This window comes from Bacillus massilinigeriensis (genome assembly GCF_900117315.1).
Lineage (GTDB): Bacteria > Bacillota > Bacilli > Bacillales > Cytobacillaceae > Bacillus_BE > Bacillus_BE massilionigeriensis.
The window spans coordinates 2,645,704-2,668,101 of the sequence record NZ_LT630337.1; the positions used below are offsets into that span (position 1 = coordinate 2,645,704).

The 22,398-nt window shown below is 32.3% G+C and carries 23 protein-coding genes and 1 pseudogene; 7 read left to right on the forward strand and 17 right to left on the reverse strand.

Features of this window, described 5'->3' with window-relative positions:
• The first annotated feature begins 4 nt into the window (after positions 1–4).
• The 3 genes from BQ6100_RS13140 (at position 5) to BQ6100_RS21285 (ending at position 2,718) form a co-directional block, all read left to right on the forward strand.
• Positions 5–1,699, forward strand: a complete 1,695-nt coding sequence (locus BQ6100_RS13140) for a site-specific integrase (RefSeq protein ID WP_084780396.1) — start codon at positions 5–7, stop codon at positions 1,697–1,699.
• The gene (locus tag BQ6100_RS13145; RefSeq protein WP_075982047.1) at positions 1,692–2,441 is read left to right on the forward strand and encodes a hypothetical protein; all 750 of its coding nucleotides are present in this window, start codon (positions 1,692–1,694) and stop codon (positions 2,439–2,441) included. Before BQ6100_RS13140 ends, BQ6100_RS13145 begins: the two co-directional genes overlap by 8 nt.
• Positions 2,442–2,568: 127 nt before the next feature.
• Positions 2,569–2,718, forward strand: a complete 150-nt coding sequence (locus BQ6100_RS21285) for a hypothetical protein (protein WP_159433157.1) — start codon at positions 2,569–2,571, stop codon at positions 2,716–2,718.
• Between the two features lie 138 nt (positions 2,719–2,856).
• Here the strand turns inward: BQ6100_RS21285 and BQ6100_RS13150 are convergent, their stop codons facing one another.
• The 12 genes and pseudogenes from BQ6100_RS13150 to BQ6100_RS13215 all read right to left on the reverse strand — a co-directional run bounded on the left by BQ6100_RS13150 (position 2,857) and on the right by BQ6100_RS13215 (position 17,150).
• Positions 2,857–4,179 carry a hypothetical protein gene (locus BQ6100_RS13150; RefSeq protein WP_084780398.1) on the reverse strand — a complete coding sequence of 441 codons (1,323 nt, stop codon included), beginning with the start codon at positions 4,177–4,179 and terminating at the stop codon, positions 2,857–2,859.
• Positions 4,172–4,696, reverse strand: coding sequence for a sigma-70 family RNA polymerase sigma factor (locus BQ6100_RS13155; RefSeq protein WP_075982049.1), 525 nt, complete (start codon positions 4,694–4,696; stop codon positions 4,172–4,174). The genes BQ6100_RS13150 and BQ6100_RS13155 overlap by 8 nt, the downstream gene beginning before the upstream one ends.
• An 809-nt stretch (positions 4,697–5,505) precedes the next feature.
• Positions 5,506–5,961, reverse strand: coding sequence for a hypothetical protein (locus tag BQ6100_RS13170; RefSeq protein ID WP_075982051.1), 456 nt, complete (start codon positions 5,959–5,961; stop codon positions 5,506–5,508).
• A gap of 520 nt (positions 5,962–6,481) precedes the next feature.
• Positions 6,482–7,102: a response regulator transcription factor gene (locus tag BQ6100_RS13175; protein ID WP_075982052.1), complete on the reverse strand. Its 621-nt coding sequence runs from the start codon at positions 7,100–7,102 to the stop codon at positions 6,482–6,484.
• A complete protein-coding gene (locus tag BQ6100_RS13180; RefSeq protein WP_075982053.1) occupies positions 7,071–8,660 on the reverse strand; it encodes a sensor histidine kinase in 1,590 nt (529 codons plus the stop codon). Before BQ6100_RS13180 ends, BQ6100_RS13175 begins: the two co-directional genes overlap by 32 nt.
• A gap of 97 nt (positions 8,661–8,757) precedes the next feature.
• Positions 8,758–10,749 carry an FtsX-like permease family protein gene (locus BQ6100_RS13185; RefSeq protein WP_075982054.1) on the reverse strand — a complete coding sequence of 664 codons (1,992 nt, stop codon included), beginning with the start codon at positions 10,747–10,749 and terminating at the stop codon, positions 8,758–8,760.
• Positions 10,750–10,762: 13 nt separating this feature from the next.
• Positions 10,763–11,515 (reverse strand): ABC transporter ATP-binding protein, encoded by a 753-nt coding sequence (locus BQ6100_RS13190; protein WP_097677919.1) that lies wholly within the window; start codon positions 11,513–11,515, stop codon positions 10,763–10,765.
• 240 nt (positions 11,516–11,755) lie between these two features.
• Complete coding sequence (locus BQ6100_RS13195; RefSeq protein WP_075982056.1) at positions 11,756–11,944, reverse strand: hypothetical protein; 189 nt, start codon at positions 11,942–11,944, stop codon at positions 11,756–11,758.
• 480 nt (positions 11,945–12,424) lie between these two features.
• On the reverse strand, positions 12,425–14,611 hold the full coding sequence (locus tag BQ6100_RS13200; protein WP_075982057.1) for a type IA DNA topoisomerase: 2,187 nt from the start codon (positions 14,609–14,611) through the stop codon (positions 12,425–12,427).
• Between the two features lie 151 nt (positions 14,612–14,762).
• Positions 14,763–15,365 (reverse strand): annotated as a pseudogene (locus BQ6100_RS13205) (toprim domain-containing protein); the annotation flags it as partial.
• A gap of 397 nt (positions 15,366–15,762) precedes the next feature.
• Positions 15,763–16,065 carry a hypothetical protein gene (locus tag BQ6100_RS13210; protein ID WP_075982058.1) on the reverse strand — a complete coding sequence of 101 codons (303 nt, stop codon included), beginning with the start codon at positions 16,063–16,065 and terminating at the stop codon, positions 15,763–15,765.
• An 89-nt stretch (positions 16,066–16,154) separates the two neighbouring features.
• A complete protein-coding gene (locus tag BQ6100_RS13215) occupies positions 16,155–17,150 on the reverse strand; it encodes an HD-GYP domain-containing protein (protein ID WP_075982059.1) in 996 nt (331 codons plus the stop codon).
• A gap of 318 nt (positions 17,151–17,468) precedes the next feature.
• Here BQ6100_RS13215 and cspD point away from each other — a divergent pair, with 318 nt between their 5' ends.
• Positions 17,469–17,669 carry a cold-shock protein CspD gene (gene cspD, locus BQ6100_RS13220; RefSeq protein WP_009791749.1) on the forward strand — a complete coding sequence of 67 codons (201 nt, stop codon included), beginning with the start codon at positions 17,469–17,471 and terminating at the stop codon, positions 17,667–17,669.
• 100 nt (positions 17,670–17,769) lie between these two features.
• Here the strand turns inward: cspD and BQ6100_RS13225 are convergent, their stop codons facing one another.
• Both BQ6100_RS13225 and BQ6100_RS13230 read right to left on the reverse strand, forming a co-directional pair.
• A complete protein-coding gene (locus BQ6100_RS13225) occupies positions 17,770–17,946 on the reverse strand; it encodes a zinc-finger domain-containing protein (RefSeq protein WP_075982060.1) in 177 nt (58 codons plus the stop codon).
• Between the two features lie 15 nt (positions 17,947–17,961).
• On the reverse strand, positions 17,962–18,618 hold the full coding sequence (locus tag BQ6100_RS13230; RefSeq protein ID WP_075982061.1) for a reverse transcriptase-like protein: 657 nt from the start codon (positions 18,616–18,618) through the stop codon (positions 17,962–17,964).
• 193 nt (positions 18,619–18,811) lie between these two features.
• Between BQ6100_RS13230 and BQ6100_RS13235 the strand changes: the two genes are divergently transcribed.
• On the forward strand, positions 18,812–19,210 hold the full coding sequence (locus BQ6100_RS13235; protein ID WP_075982062.1) for a reverse transcriptase-like protein: 399 nt from the start codon (positions 18,812–18,814) through the stop codon (positions 19,208–19,210).
• Positions 19,211–19,215: 5 nt separating this feature from the next.
• Positions 19,216–20,151: a DMT family transporter gene (locus tag BQ6100_RS13240; protein ID WP_075983572.1), complete on the forward strand. Its 936-nt coding sequence runs from the start codon at positions 19,216–19,218 to the stop codon at positions 20,149–20,151.
• A gap of 77 nt (positions 20,152–20,228) precedes the next feature.
• Here the strand turns inward: BQ6100_RS13240 and BQ6100_RS13245 are convergent, their stop codons facing one another.
• Positions 20,229–20,498, reverse strand: coding sequence for a DUF6123 family protein (locus tag BQ6100_RS13245; RefSeq protein ID WP_075982063.1), 270 nt, complete (start codon positions 20,496–20,498; stop codon positions 20,229–20,231).
• A gap of 28 nt (positions 20,499–20,526) precedes the next feature.
• Positions 20,527–21,027, reverse strand: a complete 501-nt coding sequence (locus tag BQ6100_RS13250) for a divergent PAP2 family protein (protein WP_075982064.1) — start codon at positions 21,025–21,027, stop codon at positions 20,527–20,529.
• Between the two features lie 137 nt (positions 21,028–21,164).
• On the opposite strand from BQ6100_RS13250, the gene sspL reads away from it, so the two are divergent.
• Positions 21,165–21,302 (forward strand): small, acid-soluble spore protein L, encoded by a 138-nt coding sequence (sspL, locus tag BQ6100_RS13255; RefSeq protein ID WP_075982065.1) that lies wholly within the window; start codon positions 21,165–21,167, stop codon positions 21,300–21,302.
• Positions 21,303–21,398: 96 nt separating this feature from the next.
• Here sspL and BQ6100_RS13260 read toward each other — a convergent pair whose 3' ends face one another.
• Positions 21,399–22,265 (reverse strand): 5'-3' exonuclease, encoded by an 867-nt coding sequence (locus BQ6100_RS13260; RefSeq protein WP_075983573.1) that lies wholly within the window; start codon positions 22,263–22,265, stop codon positions 21,399–21,401.
• Positions 22,266–22,398: the final 133 nt, after the last annotated feature.

Consider the following 22,398-nt stretch of genomic DNA (forward strand, 5'->3'; position numbering starts at 1 on the left):
TATAATGCTGAATATAAAAAAAGAAGATTTTGAGCAACTTGAAGTATTAGCGAACGAAGAATTTGATCTGAAACATTCAATCTTACAGGCGAAAGCTGCTTTATCAAGATACTCCACTGAAAATCAATTTAACCATTGTGAATTTAATGAGGATACTTGGGCTTTACATGATGAAACAGAAAAAACAAATCGTTATATAAACTATGAAAACTTGTCAGAAATTTTGTTAACAAGGACAAAATATGATTTAAAAACTATTGTGAAATGCTGGGCAGCTACTTTAATCGACAAAGGCCTATCAGCAGGAACTATAACAGGCAAAGTAAATGGTCTTTTACAGGTTGTAACAATATCTAATGGTTTTTCAAAGGATTTTTTCGATAGCTCTATCGAGTATATAGAAAAATCAACTTTCCGACCACGTTTATCCCTTTGCAATGCTGTGTTAAACTTTTTTGATTATTTTCCATATGCCGATGAAGAAGGGATTTATACAGAAAAAATTTGGGAGATTAAATCCAAGACTGAGAAAAAGAATGGAATAAGAGAACTACCTAGTTCTCAGGACATTTTAAAATTTTCATTGGTTGTGGAGGATTATTTTAAGACAAATTTATCAGATGAACATTATCGAAAATATTTTTGTATTTATCTTTGGTGGAATTTAACAACTATTATTCCTTTGAGGATTTCGGAATTCTGTGATATTAAAAGAAATAGTTTAGATGAAGTAGATGATGGTTTTTTATTAAAACTACCTAGAAAAAAACAAAACAACCGGAGGATACAAGTAGTTGATTCTATTTTGATCCCCAAAAAATTAGCCGAGGCAATAAATGCATACAAAGATTCAACTATAAAATATGGCAATTCCTCAACTCTAATTTCCTATTTATCCTTGCCGTTCGGGAAGCAGTATTTGGATCAAAAAATTGATTCCGAGTCATTTGACTCAAATATATTCTCGTACATCTTAAAAGACTTCTATGATGAAATAGTCTGTAAGAGATATGGCTTTAAAATTATGGAACAGGAAGAAGTGAAGGTTGTTGAACATAGCCTATCACTTAACAAAGTGATTAACAGAAAAATTAGACCTAACGATACAAGACATTTTGCCTTTTTAAATCTTATGACACAGGGTTACCATCCTGTTGAGATTGCAAGATTAGGAGGGCATGTTTCCATCTACTCTCAATACCACTATCATCAACATCTTGAATATTGGGTTGATTCGGAAGTAATGGAGTTAATGCTCAAATTCAACCTAAATCGAAATATAGGACAGCACACAAAAGATATTTTTGATGAAAAAGAATTTAAAGAGAGATTTATTCTAAGACCTTCGGAAAACAAAGAAGCTCATATCCCCTTGAGTATTGGATATTGCACAGATCCTAATCAAAACTGTAAGGTGGAGGACCATGTCTTTTGTGAAGCATGGCGTATTACTTTTGAAGAATATAAAGAAAAAGCTGATATCATTATGAAAAAAATGAATGAAAAAGAAAACGTGACAAAACAACTAATCTTTAACTTGAAAAATCTATATCACATTGCTATTAAAGGATTTAAAAATGATCTGTATTCTGAAAAGAACGTCTTATTTAACCGAGAATTAATAGAAACTTCCAAACAACTAAAGCATTCCTTACACCAGTTAGCAATGTTAAAAGAAAAGGTGACTATCAATGAGTAAAAAGGGCCGGAAACCTAAAATTTATCCTCAAGAAATTATTGATATTATTATATATCAGTATCTTCAACTGCATAAAAATAATGGCTTGATTAAGTATATGGATATTTATCGTTTTTCCAAAGAATTATATGAGAATGGAGAATCTACCTATCACTTTAGTGAGGATTTTTGGAGAAAACAAGGAAGGCAAGGAAGAGAAGCAATTGATAAGGCAAATGAAGTTATAGAACATACCGTATCCCTTTCAACGGAAGAAGATGAGAAAGTTGTGGATTCTATTGACGCAGTAAACAAGTTCTTTCAGGGTAAAGAGAGCAATAAAGAAAAGCTTATTGGTGCTATTCTTATCAACGAAAATAAATTAAAAAAATATATACAAAGAAATAGAAAAATTACAGCAGATCTTGCAAATCGAGACAAAAAGGTTACTTTATTAGAACAAGAAAACCAACTTCTTAAACAAAGACTAACTGAGTACGAAGAACTCTTTTTTCAGTGGCTTGACGCTAGCAGCCATGAAGATACACCTCTTATTAACATAATAACAACAGGCAAGTCTAGGAATAAAATTGTTCAACATTTATTTGATACCATGTTCAGCGAAAATCCTGTTAAGGGCTATGAAAAATTTGAAGATTTCAGAAAAAATAAAAGAAAAGAACAGAATACAAACACTAATACCAGTGTTGTCTCATTTAGGGAGAAAAAAGGGAACACTTTGATCGAAGATTTAAACTTATAATACAATTACAAGTTCCATTTGAAATGATGGACACATATGACATTTGCTACTATCAAAGTTCAATGAGTAAGTCTCCTTTATTAGGGCAGAGTATTCCCATAATTACCCTGAAATTGGAGGGCAATAAGTGAAAAGGTATTTAACAGGGATTGTAATGGTAATTGCAGGATTCATACTCCTAATCATTATAAAGGGAAAAGACTTTAATGAGGTTGAACAATCATGGGTGATTAGCTTATTCCTTCTTAATATTCGGAGTTATTTATATCGTATTTAAAATGATTCGTAAGCGATAATCCTTCTTTATAGTTACTTTTTTTAAAAAGATGGGAAACCGTTATATTGGTTTCCCAAAATGGCTTCTAAAAATCAACATTAAAATTTAACAGAGCCTATAAAATAAATTTTATAACAATCAATTTAACTCTATTTCTATACCGTTAATATTTACTGTTTCAATATTTGATATATCTAAAGGTAAAGAAGATAAAAATTTAACTGTAACCTTTTCTTTCTCACTAAAACTCATCAATGAATCTAATATTTGAACACTTCCATCCTTCATTGTGACACTTGCTACTATTTTATCTGAATTATTAAACTCACCATTTCCATATAAAGTTACTCCTAATGGTGAAACTGTAACACTATTTGCCACCCACGATCCAAAGTCTTTGTTAAAATCTAATTTTTTTTCTTCACTAATAGACTCGATTTTAAACGTAGTATTCCAGTTACCTGTTGTGTAACTCCCATTAGTTACAAAATCTCCAGTTAGTTTCTGCTTATTTAAATCGACATTGTCTATGTCAAATACGTATTCAACAATTCTTTGTTCGTTTTTTGTTTGATCTGAATCATCAATTTCAAAATAAATGGAAGATGATTGAATTTCGTTTCCCGAAGGATCAACTAAATAAAAATATCCATGATCATCGATATTGTCTTTATTCCATTTTGTTTGAATGTGAAGACGACTATCAATGATTCCTATATTAGAAATATGCATAAACTTTATTTCTGGAAGAGTAATTTCAGTTTTATCTGGCTTTAAGACAGTTAATTTTCTTTTCTCATTTAATTCTTTTATCAACTTCCCTCCAACACCTGAAATATTTTTTGAATCCAGTGTTACCGTTTGTGGTGTATGGTATTTTTTATCTAAAAGATTTATATCAACCTCAACATCTTCAAATGTTTGTTTATTGCTTAGGAAAGAGTCGATATGAAAGTTTAACTTTTTACCTTCAAAGTATTCGCCTCCGTTAGCTTGAATTCTTAATGTGGCAGTATTCGTATTCTCATCGAAATTTACAATTTGACTATTAAACATATGGCCTTCAGTCAGTGAGTAATCATAAATATCAAGGGTTTCATCTATTCTATTTCCAGTCAAATCTTGCATTGTAACATAAATAACAGCCATTTCATTGTCATTCATCGCAGCAACCACTTCCATTTTGATCCCATCACTTTCAGTACTGGTTTCAATTGGTTGCAACATTAATGCAATTTCAGGACTGACTATAGCTACTAAATTATTAAAGCTTGGTATACTAGCTGCTGCTACTCCGGCCGAAAAAACTACAAATGCAGAAGCAACTAAAGGAATCATTAACCTTTTAAATTTCCTTTTTGGTTTTTCTGACTTCGCCTTCATCACACCAAGTTTTACTCTCTCGTGTAATTCATTGGGAATTTCAATTTTTTCTAATTCTTGTTTTACTTTATTACTCACAAATATCAGCCTCCTTAAACTCTTTTCGAAGTTTATCTAATGCACGATATAATACCGATTTTGCTGTACCAAGTGGAATCTCTAATACCTCTGATATTTCTTTAAACGTAAAATCTTGATAAAACCTTAATAGAACAATGCTCTTTTCATCCTCTTGTAACGTGTCTATCAAATCTTGTAATGATAAGGTAAGGGGAAAATCTTCATCATCTGAACCAACAAACTCTTCAAACTCTGGGAATAATTGAACCACTTTCTTATTTTTTTTAACTAAGTTAGTTGCACAGCTTATAGTAATTTTCATCAACCAAGTTTTGAAATACTCTGGTTTTTTTAATGTATGTACCTTTTTGAAAGATTGGTATGCTACTTCTTGAACAACATCTAAGGCATCTTCTTGATTTTTCACATATACAAAAGCCATGCGATAAATGTCCTTTTCATATTTTTGGAAAATTTCCAAAAAGGCTTTATCGTTCCCCTTTTTAGCCTTTTTAACTAAATGTATAATCGTAATTCACCCTCTCTTTTTTGGTCATATATCTATTAGACAATTTAAAGCTCCATTTGGCTTAAAATTTGTAAAATTTTTTTTAGTAAAAATAAAAAAACGCCTATAATGGCGATTTAAAGAAGATAACATTAATTCTAACTGGTTCGGTTGATGTAATTACCTTTTCAATTGCTTATCAAGCAGATGCAATAACTTTTTTAAACACTCTCATTACGTATAATTTTTTTACTCGATAATTGCTTTGTAAATAAGCTCTTACGTAATAATTTGAGAAAAACAACCTACGATACTTTTCGTCTTCATAAATCCTTTTAAACCAACCTTGCTGTTTTAAAAGTTCAATGTTTTTGTCAATTTTTCTTGTATTTAAACCTGTATTACTTCCTTATAGGAATGAACCTAAAAAGTCAAATAAAAAGTCAAACAATGCTAAACAACTCCAGAACTAGAATTTGTCTCTTCAATTATCTCACTTCAATATGGCGTGTAGCTGTTAGTGAAAAAAACGAAAATAAATTGCAATAAGATAATTAACTGCTACAAAAACACAATAAATTTTATATAAAGCAGCAAAAAAGCCTTTTTCGTTTCGATTGAAAATTAAATACCCAATAGACATTACTAAAACAATTATGTACAAAGGTGATACTGCAAGGGTTGAATATGTTTCTGCTAGAGTCATTTTCATTTTTCCTTTTTATTTTATCATTTAAAAATTTCAATATTTTTATACTATCCTGCTCCGTTATTTCAATAAGAAAAATGCGTCTCCATCTATCATAGAAACGCCTTCGTCAGTTTTATTCAATTAATTACTCAACAATAACAAGATTCCCAACATATTGAGCATTCCCTCTATCAGTTTGAAGATTTACCTCAATCACATACTCGCCTTTTTCTTTTGGTAAATAGAAGGAAATGTTATTAACTTCTAAATCTAACTTTTTTTCATTTTGCCAAACCGAAACACTTAATCCTTCGGTCTTAAAATCTGCGTGTTCAGAAAGCAAATCAACTTTTTCCCCTGTAATAAAGTACATTGGTTGTTGTTTTTTTGCTAACGCTAAAATATCCTCCGTTTCTTTTTCGATTGGGTTATTACCTTCTCCACGCCAATCAATATTTGCTTCTTCTAATTCCTCTGATTTCAAATTGCTGTTACTAGAAAGATTAATTGCTGGAGGGGAGAAATCATAATTTTCACCAATACAACCTGTTAATGAAAAAACGACAAACACTCCTATAATCAAATATAAAAAAACTTTCATATACTTCACCTCATTCATATACTACTACTCACTGAATTCTTTGTATTCATCAATGTATAAAGTTACATAACCACAATTTGAACAAACGGCTGCTTAGGTTTTGCAATACTTTGTTAAATAGCCCTTTCCCCTTTTTACTTATTTAATTTCGTACATACCGCCCTCAACATTAACATTACAATTTTTTATCATTTCATTTTGACATTGATTACATTTCATTTTTATACCAACTTTTGTTATTAAACTTGGTTATTTTTTAATTCGAATAATTAATTAATGCAAGTTTACATTTACATTTTCCAATAGATAAGGTCTTTGATTATATTTACAACAATTTTGCATTCATAATTCGGATAAGTGTTAGTTTCCCTAAACGTTGCAATAATACCATACCCAAATTCCGATTCCGCGTTTATTTGAACAAGATAATATAGACAGGGTTCTACAAACTACCGATCTTAAAGTACATATACAGTAGGGAATCATCACTTCGTATCGCTTATATTGTTGAGAACTAATACTATTCTTCATAATTAGGATGTATATAGCCTAATTTAATCCCTTTGGTTACGGCTTCTAAAGAAGATGACACATCCAATTTGTCAAAAATATGTTGAATATGGTTTGAAACTGTACGTTCACTTACAAAAGCAATGGAAGCAATATCTTTACGCTTATACCCATCAGCTAGTAATTGTAGAATTTGCTTTTCGCTGTCAGTCAATTCCTCTACATATCCGGAGGACTTTGGAAAATAAAAAGTACCTATATTAATCTCTATTAAGATTTTCAATAATTTATCTGGCATAATATTTTTATTAACAAAGCCACTTACCCCAATCTTTCTTGCTTCATGTCGATAAACGGGGAGATCATAACCTGTCAATATAACTACTTTCGTCTTACATCCACTATTAATAATGGTCTTTGCCAACTCTAAACCATCTTCATTACTTATATTACTCAAATTGATATCAATCAAAGTAATGTCAGGTCCAAACTTTTCTATTGCTGATATGACATTATCGATATCTTGTATAATAGAAAAATGATCTACTTCAGGATAATCCTCAAAGGCTATCTTCAAACTTTTTGCAAATAGAGCATGGTCATCGATTAATAAAATATTGATAGGAATCATCACCTTTCATGGGTATTTGAATACAGACACTTAAACCAGTAGAATCGTTATTCGAAATAGTCATTTCTCCGTTTAATAAGAATAATTGTTCATTGATAGAATTAAGGCCCTTATGATGATTAGAACCATATTTTCTATATTCATTTTCCTTTAAGCCTATTCCATCATCCGATACTTTAAGTTCTACTATTTCATTTTCCTGTTTCAATGCTACCGTTATCTGTGAGCATTGGGAGTGCTTTATTGCGTTTGTAACCAGTTCCTTTAAAATCCGATAAACAACAAGATGGTAGGGATCAACCAAAAATAAATCTTTCTTGCAATTGAAAATAATATTTATCTCTCCATTGCCATATTTCTGCTCTAACGTTTCCAATAGATACCCATAATTTTCTTTTAGAGTTAGTGTCTTTAATAAAGTTGGATGGAATTCTTCCATTTGTTTTCGTATTGAATGATTAAGATTATCCAAAGTTTCAAAAATGATTTTTCGAACTTTTTCTTTATCTGATTTATTTATCATATTTTTTATGGATAATATATCCTGTAAAATCTCATCGTGTAAAAAATTAGATATATCCCTTTTCAGTTCTTCTTCTTTCACCACTTGCATTACATTATGAGCATAGAAATTCTCATGGGACATTTCGGAATTTTCATTTTTGAAAAGAGTGCCTTGCAGGTCTTTATACATTAATATAAACCGAAGTAATACTATCAAAAGAATCATGTGAATGATGATAAAATAGCTTATTACATTGAATTGAAGTAACAATCCAAGAGAAATAATGTTACTTAAAGCGAAAAGGCACATCACAATAAGATTTGTTTTCTTAAATGGAGGATATGCTCCCACAACTCCTTTGTTTTTAAAAGCAATAGAATGAATACTAAATAAAGGGAAAACAATTATGATATACCATCCAAAATTACTAAGATATTCCGACTTGTCTGCAAAAGCAAAGGCGTATCCAATAAATGAAATAAAAATAATGAGACCTGTTTTAAGAAAATGCCTTTTTTCACTAGTTAAGACAAAAGCAATTCGTTTTCTATGTTTCAAAAATAAAAAGGTAATACAACCAGAACTCAAAATCCACTGAAGTAGGAAAAGTACAGCAAACAGTCTTTCATTTATCAGAAAGGATATTAACGTCAACAGACATACTATTGTTAAAGTCCAGTCTGTTGTCTTTTTATATGTATAGGTTGTGTCCTGAAAAAAGAAATTGAGCAAAAATTGAATGGATTTATACAGGATCACAACGCTAAGTAATGTGCTTAGTGTGTAAAAAGTGCTGCTTTCGTCCAATAAAAATAAAAATTGCCATGCTACCAAAGATAATAAATTTGTAAATCTTGATAGGGTAATATTCCCTTTTATATTTTTGAAACTAATATATGCTCCATCAACGATAATTAAGGATACAATGATTAATGGTATTAACTTTTCCGTTCCCGTAATGATGTTAATTGTATATTGATAACATAAATACAAGATAACTAGAATTTGATTAAGCAAAATAAAAATTTGCTTTTTCTCATAGGACTTTTTCATAATCGTATTACCTCTATTCACTTTCTAAAATCATTATACAATCAATTTTTTAAAAAAGCTGATGCACATTCTCTGTCCATCAGCAACTTCCTTAACTCTAATTTGTAAAAATAATTTTATAACAAGCTCTTTTTGTTACCATATAATAAACGATGTAAACAAGGGTAAAAATAAGCACTGCTATCAATATAGGAAGTATAAAGGCACTATTTCTTCCTAGCAGATCATCCATTAGAGCTGATTTGTAGGCTATTAAAGCAAAAATACTATGTGTGACACCTAAAACATATGGAATGCTAAACAAAGCCAAAATCTGTTTACTAATTATTTTCTTCATCATTTTTTTGTTATAACCCATCCGTTTTAAAATCGTAAAATCATCTTTATCCGACATCATACTAGAAATATTGTGGAAGTAGAGTATACTTCCCGTTGCAATAAAAAAGATAATGGTAACAAAGATAATCAGCAAAAAAAGTGAACTGTTCTCTTGTATAATGACTTCATTTCTTTGATAACTACTTGCAAAATAAGGATCATCTTTAAATAGTGGTACTAAGTTTTCATAAACCTCTTTGTTATCCCTCATATTCTGTCCGTCAATACTCATTATCGTTTTTTCGGGAAGCCCAAAAGTCTTAATTTCTTGATAAAGAGTATCTGAGATAATTAGCGTTGCAATGCTATTTGCAAACCCTATTGGATTTAATAATGTTGTATCTTTTATATTCACTTCTACGTTATGATCAGATGATAGATTTAAAGTATAGATATTACCTTGATCCGGATTCCCTTCTTCCGGCCGATATTTAACTAATACTGCCTCATCATCTTTCAGCTTTTCGAATTTGGCATCTTTTCCTTGAAGCTCCATAAGTTCTTTATAATCTGATTCGGAAATCAAATCAAAACCCGGTACTATCTTTGCGTTGTTCCCATCCTGTACTTCCTTTGCCTTATATTCGGAAGGTAAATTGTCCGAAAGGGATGTTACTTGTATAATAGTTGTTTCGCTGTGCTTCATATTTTCAACACTATTCGTCCCCTTCACTATTTCAATTGCCTTATTAGCCATATCTTCATCTTCTACTGGAAATTCAATAGCTGATGGTATAATACGTTCTGTAGCTGCTACTGGGTAATAAACAGAAAGCACAGTTGAACCAAAAATTGATAGAGTACTGGCAGCTAATAAGGTTAATAAAATTAAAGTCTTGGCCTTTGATCGGATTTTATATTTGAAATTTGGAAGGATAATGATATTCATTTCCTTGTAAAGCCAGCTTTTTCTTTGCTCTAATTTATGGATCGCAAAAGGTAAAAATGAATGGATAAAGAAAATAGTTCCAACTACTACTGTTAACATAGTCAAAAGTGCAATTGGTGAAAATCCAATCGTTGTCCATAATGATTCTTTGCCTCTTGTAATATCAAAAGATAATAGATATCCAATAATCATGAACAACAATCCCATAACGGAAAGACTCATCCTGATTTTTATTTTCTTTTCCTCGCTTTTTTCCATGCGAACCAAAGTTAAAACAGAGCTTTTTCGAAGGACAAACCAATTTGAAAAAAACAATACAACTAACACAGCCAGTACAAAAGTTAAAGTAAAAAGAATTGCGTCATAATTAAATAGTGGAATTGCTGATGTTTCAATTTGTAATTTTAACGCCCTGACAATGACCTCAACAATGCCTTTATGAAGAATAGCACCCATTACAACTCCTGCAAGTAGTGAGCCTAAGCAAATTAATATATTCTCAATAGTTAATAACCTTAACATACTTGATTTTCTATACCCTAAAAGAGAGTAAACTCCAAGTTCTTTCATCCGCCTTTTCATGAAGAAAGTGTTTGAATAGGACATATAGAATAATACAAATGCCATAACGAAAATAGCAACCGTTCTCGACATGGTTTCCACTCTGCCATCAGAGGATATTTTCTCCATAATAACATCGTTCATTGCAAAAGAAATAAAGGAGAAAAACACCATTAATACAAATGCAACAGAAGCAAAGTAAAGGGAATAGAAAGAAAAATTCTTTTTCAAATTTTTATAAGCTATTGTTAATAATCCCATTTATAAGATCCTCCTATTCATTGTTGACCTCAATTCTAGTAACTTCATCTAATATTTCCTGAAAGAATATATTCCTCTTCCGACCATTTCTCTTTAATTCATTTATGATATTTCCGTCTCTAAACATAAGGATTCGGCTTGAGAAACTGGCTGTGTAAGCATCATGTGTCACCATTAAAATGGTGGTATCCAGTTCCTCATTAACCTCTTTTAATTTGTGTAATAATGCTGTTGCAGATTTTGAATCTAATGCACCAGTCGGTTCATCTGCAAATAGAATTGAAGGCTCTTTAATTATGGCTCTAGCTGCAGCTACTCTTTGCTTTTGCCCACCAGAAAGTTGATTAGGATACTTCGATAGTTGTTCTTTTATTCCGAAGCGATCTGCTAAACTATTTATGGACGACTCAATTTCTATTGGAGATTTTTTCAATAATGTAAGAGGAACAGCGATATTTTCCTTAACTGTTAAACTATCTAATAAAAAATATTCTTGAAAAATAAAACCTAAATGTCTTTTCCTAAAATCAGCAGCTTTTTTTTCATTCAGTTTATTAATGTTCACTCCATTGATTACAATATCGCCACTTGTTGCCCTATCAATAGTTGATAGAATATTTAGCAATGTAGTCTTTCCCGAACCTGAAGCTCCCATAATTCCAACAAATTCACCAGCTTCAATATCAAGTGACACATTATTAAGCCCAGCCACCTGATTTTTGTTATAATTTTTAATTACATTTCTTGCGGATAATAATGGTTTCAATTCAATTACCCCTTTCATGTGTTTACACGATTAGTTTAAAACTTATACTTGAAAGGGGCATGAGTAAAAAACGCAATTCTCAACCAACTATAAGTGTTAGTATTAGGACTACATATTTACAGCACTAAGGATATCTCAATATAAAAAAGCTCAATTTCTCGATTTTAATACTGAGAAATTGAGCTTTTTCATTACTCTATAAATGCGCCCTATAGTTGAATATGAAATTACATTATCTAATCAGAAATACTCTGTACTTAAACCAAGATATATCAATACCGAAACAACAATAAAACCAAAAAAGAATAAGCCTTTATTAAATGCAGACCAATTTTTCATCCATCCCCATCTTTTTTTATCGGTATCAAACCAAAAGTAGTCGGCGAGGACAGCTAATATAATTATTATGAGTGGTATAGCAAAGCTCATTAATATCCCTCCTTGTATTTGTAAACAAATACGTAATTAGTAAGAATAAGCACCTGTTAACTCAGAGAAGAATGCACTAAAACTGCTCCCCAATATAGGAAACTCATTGTAAAATGTAGTTAGTGCTTTTGGTAATCTGCTGTAAAAATATATTAATGCTAGTCCTATTAGTATGTGTATGAAAACAAAAAGGATAATACTCATATACTCACCTCTAAATAAAATTATACCATTTTTACCCAATTTAGAATATAAGAGCTTCTTCAAGAATATGGCCATATGCGGAGGGACTGATTTTATGAATATCAATCAAATTTGTATTACAACTATAACATATTTGATTCCCAATACTATGTTTTCTGTCTTCTATAATCAGAAGGTTTAAAGTGGTAAAAAGTATGTCAGGATGCTGCAACCATTATAAAAAAGAGAAAAGCAAATGAATAACACATTCGTATTCCACTTTAGATTCTAATCATATTAATTTTCACTTTTAATCTTTTGCTTTTCAGGAAACTCCATCTTCCAACTAAAATATTCGTTATCAGGATTTTTTTCATATCGTAAATTAGCATCAAATTTATTGCCTTTTTTACTCGTTAATCCTTTAACCAAAACGAATCCATTTTTTAAAAGGCTTTTTACCATTGTTTTTGTTGGTTTCTTTTTCATTGATGCTAAGTATTTATCATTTTTCCAAATAACAAATTTACAGCCATTTTTCCAGTTACTACATCCAAAGCCTTTCTGACCTTCAATAATTCCATGCCCACAAAGAGGACATTTTCCAAGAACCTCAATGGTTTTCTTTTCGTTTGATACTTCATTAATAATGATGTCTTTTTCATTTTTAATTGTTTTAACAGCATTTGTTGTAAAATCAAAAATTAAATTCAAGAAACTTTCCTTAGTAAACCTTTGCTTTTCAATATCAGACAATGTTTTTTCCAATCTACCAGTGAATTCTAAATCAAACAAATCCTTTACTGGAAATGTTTCAACTAATTTTCTTCCTAGTTCCGTACAAATCAAGTTTTTATTTTGAGTAGTAATATAGCCGACATCTTTTAACTTTTTTATTGTTTCGGCTCTTGTAGCTGGCGTACCAATGCTATAACCACTTAAAATGGCAGCCATCATTTCCTCACTGTCTTCAACCTCTTTGTCTTTACCCTTGCCGCATGTTTCCATTACTCTTAATAATGTTTTTTCTGTATGATGCTTTGGTGGTTTCGTCACGTGAGAAGTCAATTTATGATCTATAATACTAACAATCTCATCAATATTTACTAGAGGCAGGATAGTATCCTTAGATTCAATTTTCTCTACCTTTTTCCATCCCTCAACCAACTGTACTTTTCCTTTTGATATAAACAGACCTTTAATTTCATCAGAATTAACTTTAGTCATTATTTTCGTTTCCTCATGTTCGGCAATCGGCATAAACTGCATAATAAAGCGATTTTTGACTGCATTATAAACAATTGCTTCATCCCCTGATAAGGATTTAGGAATTAAATACGTTGGAGTAATCGCACTGTGACTTTCTACTTTAGAATTATCAAAAACCCGTTTCTTTTTCGCAAATGTAATTTCATTTTCATATGGCAGTCCTTTTTTTAGGTTGTTAAGTACCTTAGCTGCCTTATCCACTAAACTTTCTTCCAATACTACACTGGCAGTACGTGGATACGTAATATATTTCTTTTCATATAGAGATTGAGCCACTTTCAGGACTTTATCAGAAGTCCAGCCTTTATATTTACTTGTTATAAAACCTTGTAAATTCGAAAGGTTAAATAAATATGGGGGATATTCTTTTTTAAGTTCAACTTTTTTATCTAAGATTGTGGCTGATTGATTAATTAGAGCTTGTTGGATTAATTCCAAAGTTGCTTTATTCTTAAATTTTTCCTCTTCATCTTCCACATATGTCCCTTCGTACTCTTTACCATCTTTTGTTTTAAATGTAGCAGCTAATTTAAAATAATCTTCAGGCACAAAGTTTTCAATTTCTTTATCACGATCATAAATAATTTTTAACGTTGGAAGTAGAACTCTTCCAATGTTCAATGCCTTTCCAGAACCCTTCTGATACTTCAATGTGGCCACAGATGTTAAATTAATGCCAATGACCCAATCAGCCCACTGACGACCAATACCAGCGTCTAGAAGGGGTCTCATTTCCGTATTCGGCTTTAAGTTTTGAAGTCCTTTTAACACTTCATCTGGAGTCCATTCGTTCAGTAATAAGCGATAAACTTGTTTTTTTGTCTTGAGATTATAAATAATCGTATCCCCAATAACTTGTCCTTCACGATCATAATCAGTAGCCGAGATTACTGTTTCTACATCATTTCGTTTGATTACGTTGTATATAATTTTTAACTGCTTTTTAGCACCAAGATCTTCTTTGTCTTTATTGCGAGGATCGCTTTTTACTTTGTATCGAAAATTGGAAGGAATAAAAGGGAAGTTTTCCATTCTCCATTTCGCCATTCCCTCATCATAATCCTTCGCATCATAAAGTTGTAATAAATGTCCAAAAGCCCAAGTAACAATATAATCATTTCCTTCAAAGTACCCATCTTTTCTATTTTTTATATTTAACGCATCCGCAATGTTTTTTGCGACGGATGGCTTTTCTGAAATAATTACACTAACCACTATTATACCTCCATTTACCCTCTTTTCGGGGAGGGAGTCCCATGTATTTTTACATAGAAATTAAATCCGCCCAAATAAAATTGGGTGGAATTCGTACAAGCTATATATATCAAGGGGAGTTGAAAAACGCCCGAAAATTTAACGGATACAATTGCACCCTACCAACAGAGAAAACATCTCGAAACCCTTTATTCTGCAGAAGCAAGCTATACAGTCTGGATGCATTCATGCCAACAATCCAATCTGCACAGGCTCTAGTATAAGCCTCATAAAATAAATTTCTCGTTTCTTCTTCCTGTAGTAATGATGAAAAACCTTCTCGTATGGACTTTGCTGTAAGTGAAGAAATCCATAATCTTTTCATAGGCTTTTTACATTTTGTCATGCGAATGATATTTCGTATGATGAGCTCTCCTTCACGCCCAGCATCTCCTGCATGAATGATTTCAGTGACATTTGGTGATTGTATAAGGTTTTTTATTATACTAAATTGCTTGTATTTATCTTTGGTTACCTCGTATTGAAAGTGCGCTGGTAACACTGGGAGTGAGTTAAGATCCCACTTTTTCCATTCTTTATTATATTTATCTGGACCAACTAATTGACAAAGATGACCCACGGCCCATGTAACATAAGCACCATTCTGAAAGATTTCATTGGGTAGAATTTCGATATATCCTTGATGCTTCTTCATTTTAAAAACGGAGGCAAGGGTTATTCCTTGATCAGGCTTTTCCGCAATTATCAGTTTCATTTTCATACTCCTTACATTAGTATGCAAAAAATATCATACTAAAATAGTATATAGGCATATATAAACTTATAACAAGGAAAATTCTTTTTGGGGGCATATTTCTAAAGCTATTAATCATCACATCGATTATTCCATTCAATCCTATTTAAGATTAATAGAAGCAAAATTGGTAAAATTGGATTTATTTTTGTTAAAATTCTGAAGTAATTCTAAATGGATATGGGGTTCTAATTTTGGGGATGGGTAACACGAAGGTTCAACCAAGATATGTCATTCCTAAAATAGACAATCACCTCCAATTCTTTCATAGTATCCTCCTACCGATAAAAAACAAAGTATGGATTGTTCCTTCTATTTTACGTAGGTATTCATCCTTTTTAGCGGTTTGATGAAAGGATTATTGTTCAAGTCTATTTATTTTTAAGGGTACCATATTTTCATTATTGAAGGTATACCAATTTTCCTTAGAAACAATGTTAGATACGGTTAAAATTAAAGATGGGATTTTCTCAATATTAAAGACAATTGCTCCAATCCATTCACCTATGACCATAAAGGATTCACCATGGGCAAATAACTGAAGCTGCTGTTCCATCTGGACGATTAGGTCAGCAATTACTTTTTTCAAATCCTCCTCCATTATCAAATGGGGTGAAAATCTTAATATCCATTCCTCACCAGCAATCAAAAATCGGTACATACTCTCATCCCTTTTCTATGTCATCAATGATAAAAAATATGAAGCCATATTCAAAAATATGATTGTATAGATTTCCTTCACAACAAATACTAATCTTGATCATCCACTACTCTTTCAATCTGTAAATCATTGTTATAACGTAAATCGATTAACTCTTCCTCCACTTTAACAAGTGAACGAAGTGGATCAAACGGGTGAATCATCACAATTTTCCCTATGGATCCATTTGAAAGCTGTACATTTTTTCCAGCCAAATTATCCATCATTTTATAGAGAAAGATTAACATGATGTTTGGATCAAATTTCCCAAAAGCATGGTTTTGCATATCTTTAATTACTTCATATAATGGCTTCGCATGATGGTAAACACGTGAAGATGACATTGCATGAAATACATCAGCAATGGATACAATTTTTGAAAACCGATGAATTTGATCCCCTGATAGACCAAGTGGATATCCAGCTCCATCCTCTCTTTCATGATGCTGTAAAGCTACTAATGGAATGGTCATTGGTAATTCCGGAATATCTCTTAATAGCTCATAGCCAATAATTGTATGGTTCTTCATTTCATTATATTCTTCTTTAGACAGCTTCCCGGGTTTATTTAATATCTCTTTTGGGATTCTCGATTTCCCAATATCGTGTAAAGTAGCTGCAATCGTTAGTTCATTGATTGAATCCTTAGGCATCCCCATCCATTTACCGATAATGGTTGCAATAATTCCAACACTGATGGTATGTCTATAGGTATATTCATCCTTTGATTGTAATTCATAAAACAGATGATATATATGTGGAATCTCAGCTGCTTGTTTAATTGAAGGAATAATATCTTCCATTATTTCAGATATTGGTAGATTTCCTCCATCACCTACAAAATTAAATATTTGTTTTACCGTTTTTGTTGCTTGATTGATTTTTTCCCTAACTTCTTTCAAATTAATTTGGTGGTGTACAATCTGGGTTTGGTCTAAAAACCTATTTCTTTCTGTCTTCCTAAATGAATCAAGTAATTTATCAATCTCCTGGATGCTAAGAAAGGATGGCTCATTGTTATGATTATTTACTTTTTTCGTTTTCATAAATATCACCTAGTATGTCAATAATTGTATACTAATAAAATAATATCAAAATTTAATTAAAATATAAAGAAATTTCTGAAATTTTATTGATAAAATTATTTAAGGAAAATTTTTAATCATGTAATTATTAGGGAACATTTATGGAAAAATATACTTATTTCCTTGACTGAAGGCCTATTTTCATTGTATATTTATATCATCATTTATTAATATATTCCGCTATTTCAAAAATATGGCTTATATATATTTAATTAAATGATAATATACTTACTTAGACACATAAGAGGTGTCTTGATAGGCTTAGGAGGAAATGTTATTATGCAAAACGGTAAAGTAAAATGGTTCAACAACGAAAAAGGTTTCGGTTTTATCGAAGTTGAAGGTGGCGATGATGTATTTGTACACTTCACTGCTATTCAAGGTGACGGATTCAAATCTCTAGAAGAAGGTCAAGAAGTTTCTTTTGAAATCGTTGAAGGAAATCGCGGACCTCAAGCTGCTAATGTGGTAAAACTGTAATTATTATAATAAATAACTCGGCTGGCAAAATTTTTTGCCAGCTTTTTTATTTTTGAAAGCGATATCATATATAAATTTCTTTTACCCCGCAAAATTTCTTTTAAGACAGTCTCTGTCCATAGCACTTTAATTTTTCACCTATGGTACATTGTGTTATACAAAACCGATGAGCATACCTTCTCCCATTTTCAACTCGATGGTATTTATGTATAAAACAGCTCTCGCAAAAATAAGTCATGATGTGGTCCATTTCTTCCAGTAGCTTCTTTCTATCCAAGATCGTCTCTCCCTTTTAGATGATCAACATTTTGCTGTTCACATTTTTCCCTTCGAGAGCCTGGGTAGCTAGTTTGTCAGCCTCTTTATTGTCTTGACGTGGAATTGGAGTATATTTTGCATGAATCCCCATTTCCTTCATTTTTGCTTCAATTCTGTCAAGCCATCGATTCAAGTTATCTTCATAGCATGGCCATTCACCTTCTAATTGCTTTAATACAACCTGAGAATCGCCCTTAAAGTCACAGGACATATGGTGGACCCCAAGCTCTTCCAACAAATTCATTGCAAAATAGAAGGCAGCATATTCAGCTTCATTGTTGGTATCCATTTCATGTATAAGCTGATTGGCTCTAATTCTGTATTTTTTTCTCCCTTGCTTATAGTAAATAACAACGCCTAATCCTGCTTCAAATCTTGACTTATCAAAACCTCCATCAAAATAAATCGTGACATCATGAGGCTCCTCTTCCACTTCAGCTAAAAGCTGCTTTAATTCCTTTGTAGTCCAAGAAACTCCTTTCTCGTCGTAATAATTCAAATCGATGGCCTTACCCGATTTTTCAATTTCTAATCCTGTCTCCAAGGCTAATTCAGAATCTAGCCAATCAGATGTGAACCATACATTTTGATTCCTATTTAATTTATAATTCCATTCAATTTTATATTTCATGTGTACAACACCTCTTTCGCTCGGGTAGCTTTTTTGGTTTCTTCTTTTCCTTTTAAATTATCTGTTTAATCTTCCATTTTATGATACACTTACAATCATAGCATTTTGGCACATCCACAATACCTATGTATTTAATTATTTTTAAAAAAGAATACCAAAAACATATAATGAATAATCACAGGAGGCTTGCCGCTTGATTGAAGTATACATTGATGGAGCGAGTGCAGGAAATCCAGGTCCAAGTGGTGCAGGGATTTTTATCAAAAAAGATGGGAAAGTAGAAAGATATTCAATTCCCCTTGGTATTATGAGTAACCATGAGGCTGAATTTCATTCACTTATTCATGCATTAAAAATTTGTTTAATAAATGGATATCGAGTAGTATCCTTTCGAACAGATTCAGAGCTTGTTAATAGGAGTATGGAAAAGGGATTTGTAAAAAACAAAAAATATTTTGCCCTGCTAGACAAAGCAATGCAATTATCAAAACAATTCGATCTCTTTTTTATTAAATGGATTCCTAGTATAGAAAATAAATCAGCAGACGAACTTGCACGGGCTGCGATAAGAAAAAATGAAGAGGGGAAATGAAAATAGTGAATAAATCAATAATTGCCGATATTAGCTTATTATTAGTTGCTCTTGTTTGGGGAGCGACTTTTGTTCTCGTTCAAAATGCAATCTCTTTTTTGGAGCCATTTTCTTTTAATGGAGTTCGTTTTTTTATTGCAACCTTATTACTTGGGGGTTGGCTTCTAGTTTTTGAAAGGAAACAGCTAAAACTAGTCAATAAAAAATTGATTATTTCTGGGGTTATTATTGGTTTTTGGCTATTTGTTGGATATGCTACCCAAACTTTGGGTCTCCTTTACACCACATCTTCTAAAGCTGGTTTTATTACAGGATTAAGTGTTATATTAGTACCATTATTTTCATTCCTGTTATTAAAGGTTCGACCGGGAAGGAATGCAGTAATCGGCGTACTCATTGCAACTTGTGGATTATATTTTTTAACCATGACAGGTGCTGCTTCATTAAATATTGGAGATGCCTTTGTCCTTATATGTGCCATCGGCTTTGCACTTCAAATTATTTTCACAGGAAAATATAGTGCCAATTATCCGTCATTGCTTTTGACTGTTGTACAAATTGCTACAGTTGCTATCTTTTCTTCTCTTTTTGCCTTCATCTTTGAAGATTGGAGGCTAGCATTAGAGCCAACGATCTTATTTAAGTCAGATGTGTTTTTGGCATTATTTGTTACAGCCTTTTTTGCCACTGCCCTTGCCTTTTTTGCACAAACAAAGTTTCAACAGTTTACTACTCCAACAAGGGTTGCATTGATTTTTGCCATGGAGCCAGTTTTTGCTGCAGCGACTGCCTTTATTTGGGCTGGGGAACGCCTGTCTATTAGTGCTTTATTTGGATGTCTATTTATATTAGCCGGGATGGTTATTTCTGAGCTTCCTCCAACAAAAATACCTATGTATAGAAAAGAAAGAAAGAAAAATACAATTGGCTCTAATCATTAATAAATATTCTTGATGACAAGAAAGAGCTGTCCCAAAGGCGAAGGTGCCAGGTACCATGGCACCTTAGGTGTCAGCTCCTATATTGCAAGCAGTTGTGTTTCTTTAACAAACTGAATGGCTTGTCTGCGATTTTCTATTTGATTAGAAATTAACATTTCAAGTAAGGAGATATAAAAGCTCCCATCAAACTTTCTCTGGGCTTTTAGTGTTAATTCAATGGCTGTGTTTGTCAGTTCGTCCGAAGCATTTGTATAACGCTGCCCAAAATAAATAAACCCAACCGAATCCTCACCAAATATAAAGCCTTTACTTTCTAAATGGAGTAAATATTCTTCTACTGTCTTCAAAGCTTCCCCTTCCTCTCAATTTGCCGATTCATTTCCTATTAAATCTTACTTTAAAAAGGCTTGATTTTCTATCTTTTTTTGTCAAAAGGTGTCCTAGTGTACCCGTTATTATTCCAAGTATAGCTCCTCCAACTACTTCTTCTGGCTCATGTCCAAGCATTTCCTTCAGCCTTTTTGGGGACTTTTCCTTAAATTTTATGCTTTCCTCTTTATGAACCTTTTCCATAAGCTCATCTAAATCATTGACCTTTAAGGTTAATTCACCAGTCTGTCTCCTGATACCTTGTGCATCATACATTACAATTAACCCATAGATTAATGAGAGGGCAAAATCGATTGTTGGAATCCCCCTCTTTAAGGCAATAAATGTTGTTAATGAGGATACTCCTGCAGAATGTGAGCTCGGCATTCCACCTGTTTGGAAAAAGAGACTAGGCTTCCACTTACGTTCCTTCATAAAATGAATGGGAATCTTTAATGCCTGTGCAAGACCAATACTAATTAACGCTATATATACACCCTTGTTCATTCCCTCACCTCTACCTTAGTTTAGGAAAGATTAATTGGATTATACTCATATGTTGAAAGGGATTTTTTTGTATGATTCGAGTATTTCAGGTAAAACTTTAATCATATGGTGACATGTTTATTGGAGGAGGTGGAGGCATGGGCCAAAAGAAAAGATCCAACAGGGGGACAAAGGCAGGTGGAGTCAATCCCCAAGGATATGGTCAGGATGCTGAATTTTCTGAAGAACCAAAGAGCAAGCTTGAAAATGCAGCTAAAAAGAAAAACACTAAATAATCGACGGGGATAGGCACCCCTTGAGCGGCCTTCCAAAAGCAAAGGAGTCAGGCACCGATTTACTCTAAAGGCCTGGCTCCTCAACTTGATAATGATTTACACAATTGACTGATGGGTTTCTAATAGTCGATGAAGTCCGCGAAACTCCACCTCATTAAATTTATTTGTTACCTTTTCATAATTATACTTATAGGTAGCTTCTTCTAAGGAGCATTCAATTGGGACATCACATTTGATTTCCGCTAATTTTCTACTTAGATATAACATATTTAAATCCTGTTCAATTTTTGCCTTTTGTGCCTTGGTTAACTGATCGAGATTTTCAACAATTCCATCTACATGCTTGAACTGCTGTAACAGCTTTAATGCCGTCTTTTCTCCAATACCTCTAACTCCAGGATAGTTGTCACTTGTATCACCCATTAAGGCCTTTAAATCAATCATTTGAGCAGGATGAATCCCCTTTTCTTCTAAGAAGCTTTCAGTTGTATGAACTAAATAATTCCCAAACCCTTTTTGTAAAAGGGCCACAGATATATCTTCATCTAAAAGCTGTAAAATATCTCGATCCCCTGTTAAGATCTTAATATTTGCTTTTCCTCGATATTTTTTGGCAAGAGTACCGATACAATCATCAGCCTCATAACCTTTCAAACCTATGTTAGGAACATCAAATGCTTCTACTACTTCCTTTACTAAATCAAATTGCGGAACAAGTTCAATTGGAGGCTCAGATCGATTCGCTTTATAATCTGAAAAAAGCTCCGTTCTAAAGGTTTTACTTCCCATATCCCAGCAAACGACTACATGGGAAGGACCGAATGATGAAACAGCTGTTAAAAAATGCTTGACGAATCCATAAACACCATTGGTAGGAACTCCTTTTGAATTGAACATGAATTGGCCAGAAACAGAAGTAGCAAAAAAGGCTCTAAATAATAATGCCATCCCGTCAACTAACATCAATGATGGTTTTTGAACATTTTCCAAAGCTATTCCCCCTACTATTTTGCAACATAAGTTCAATTATAACATGTAGGTCCCACTTATGTGGTTGGTAATATACACTATGGAAATATTCTTCTATATTTAATCA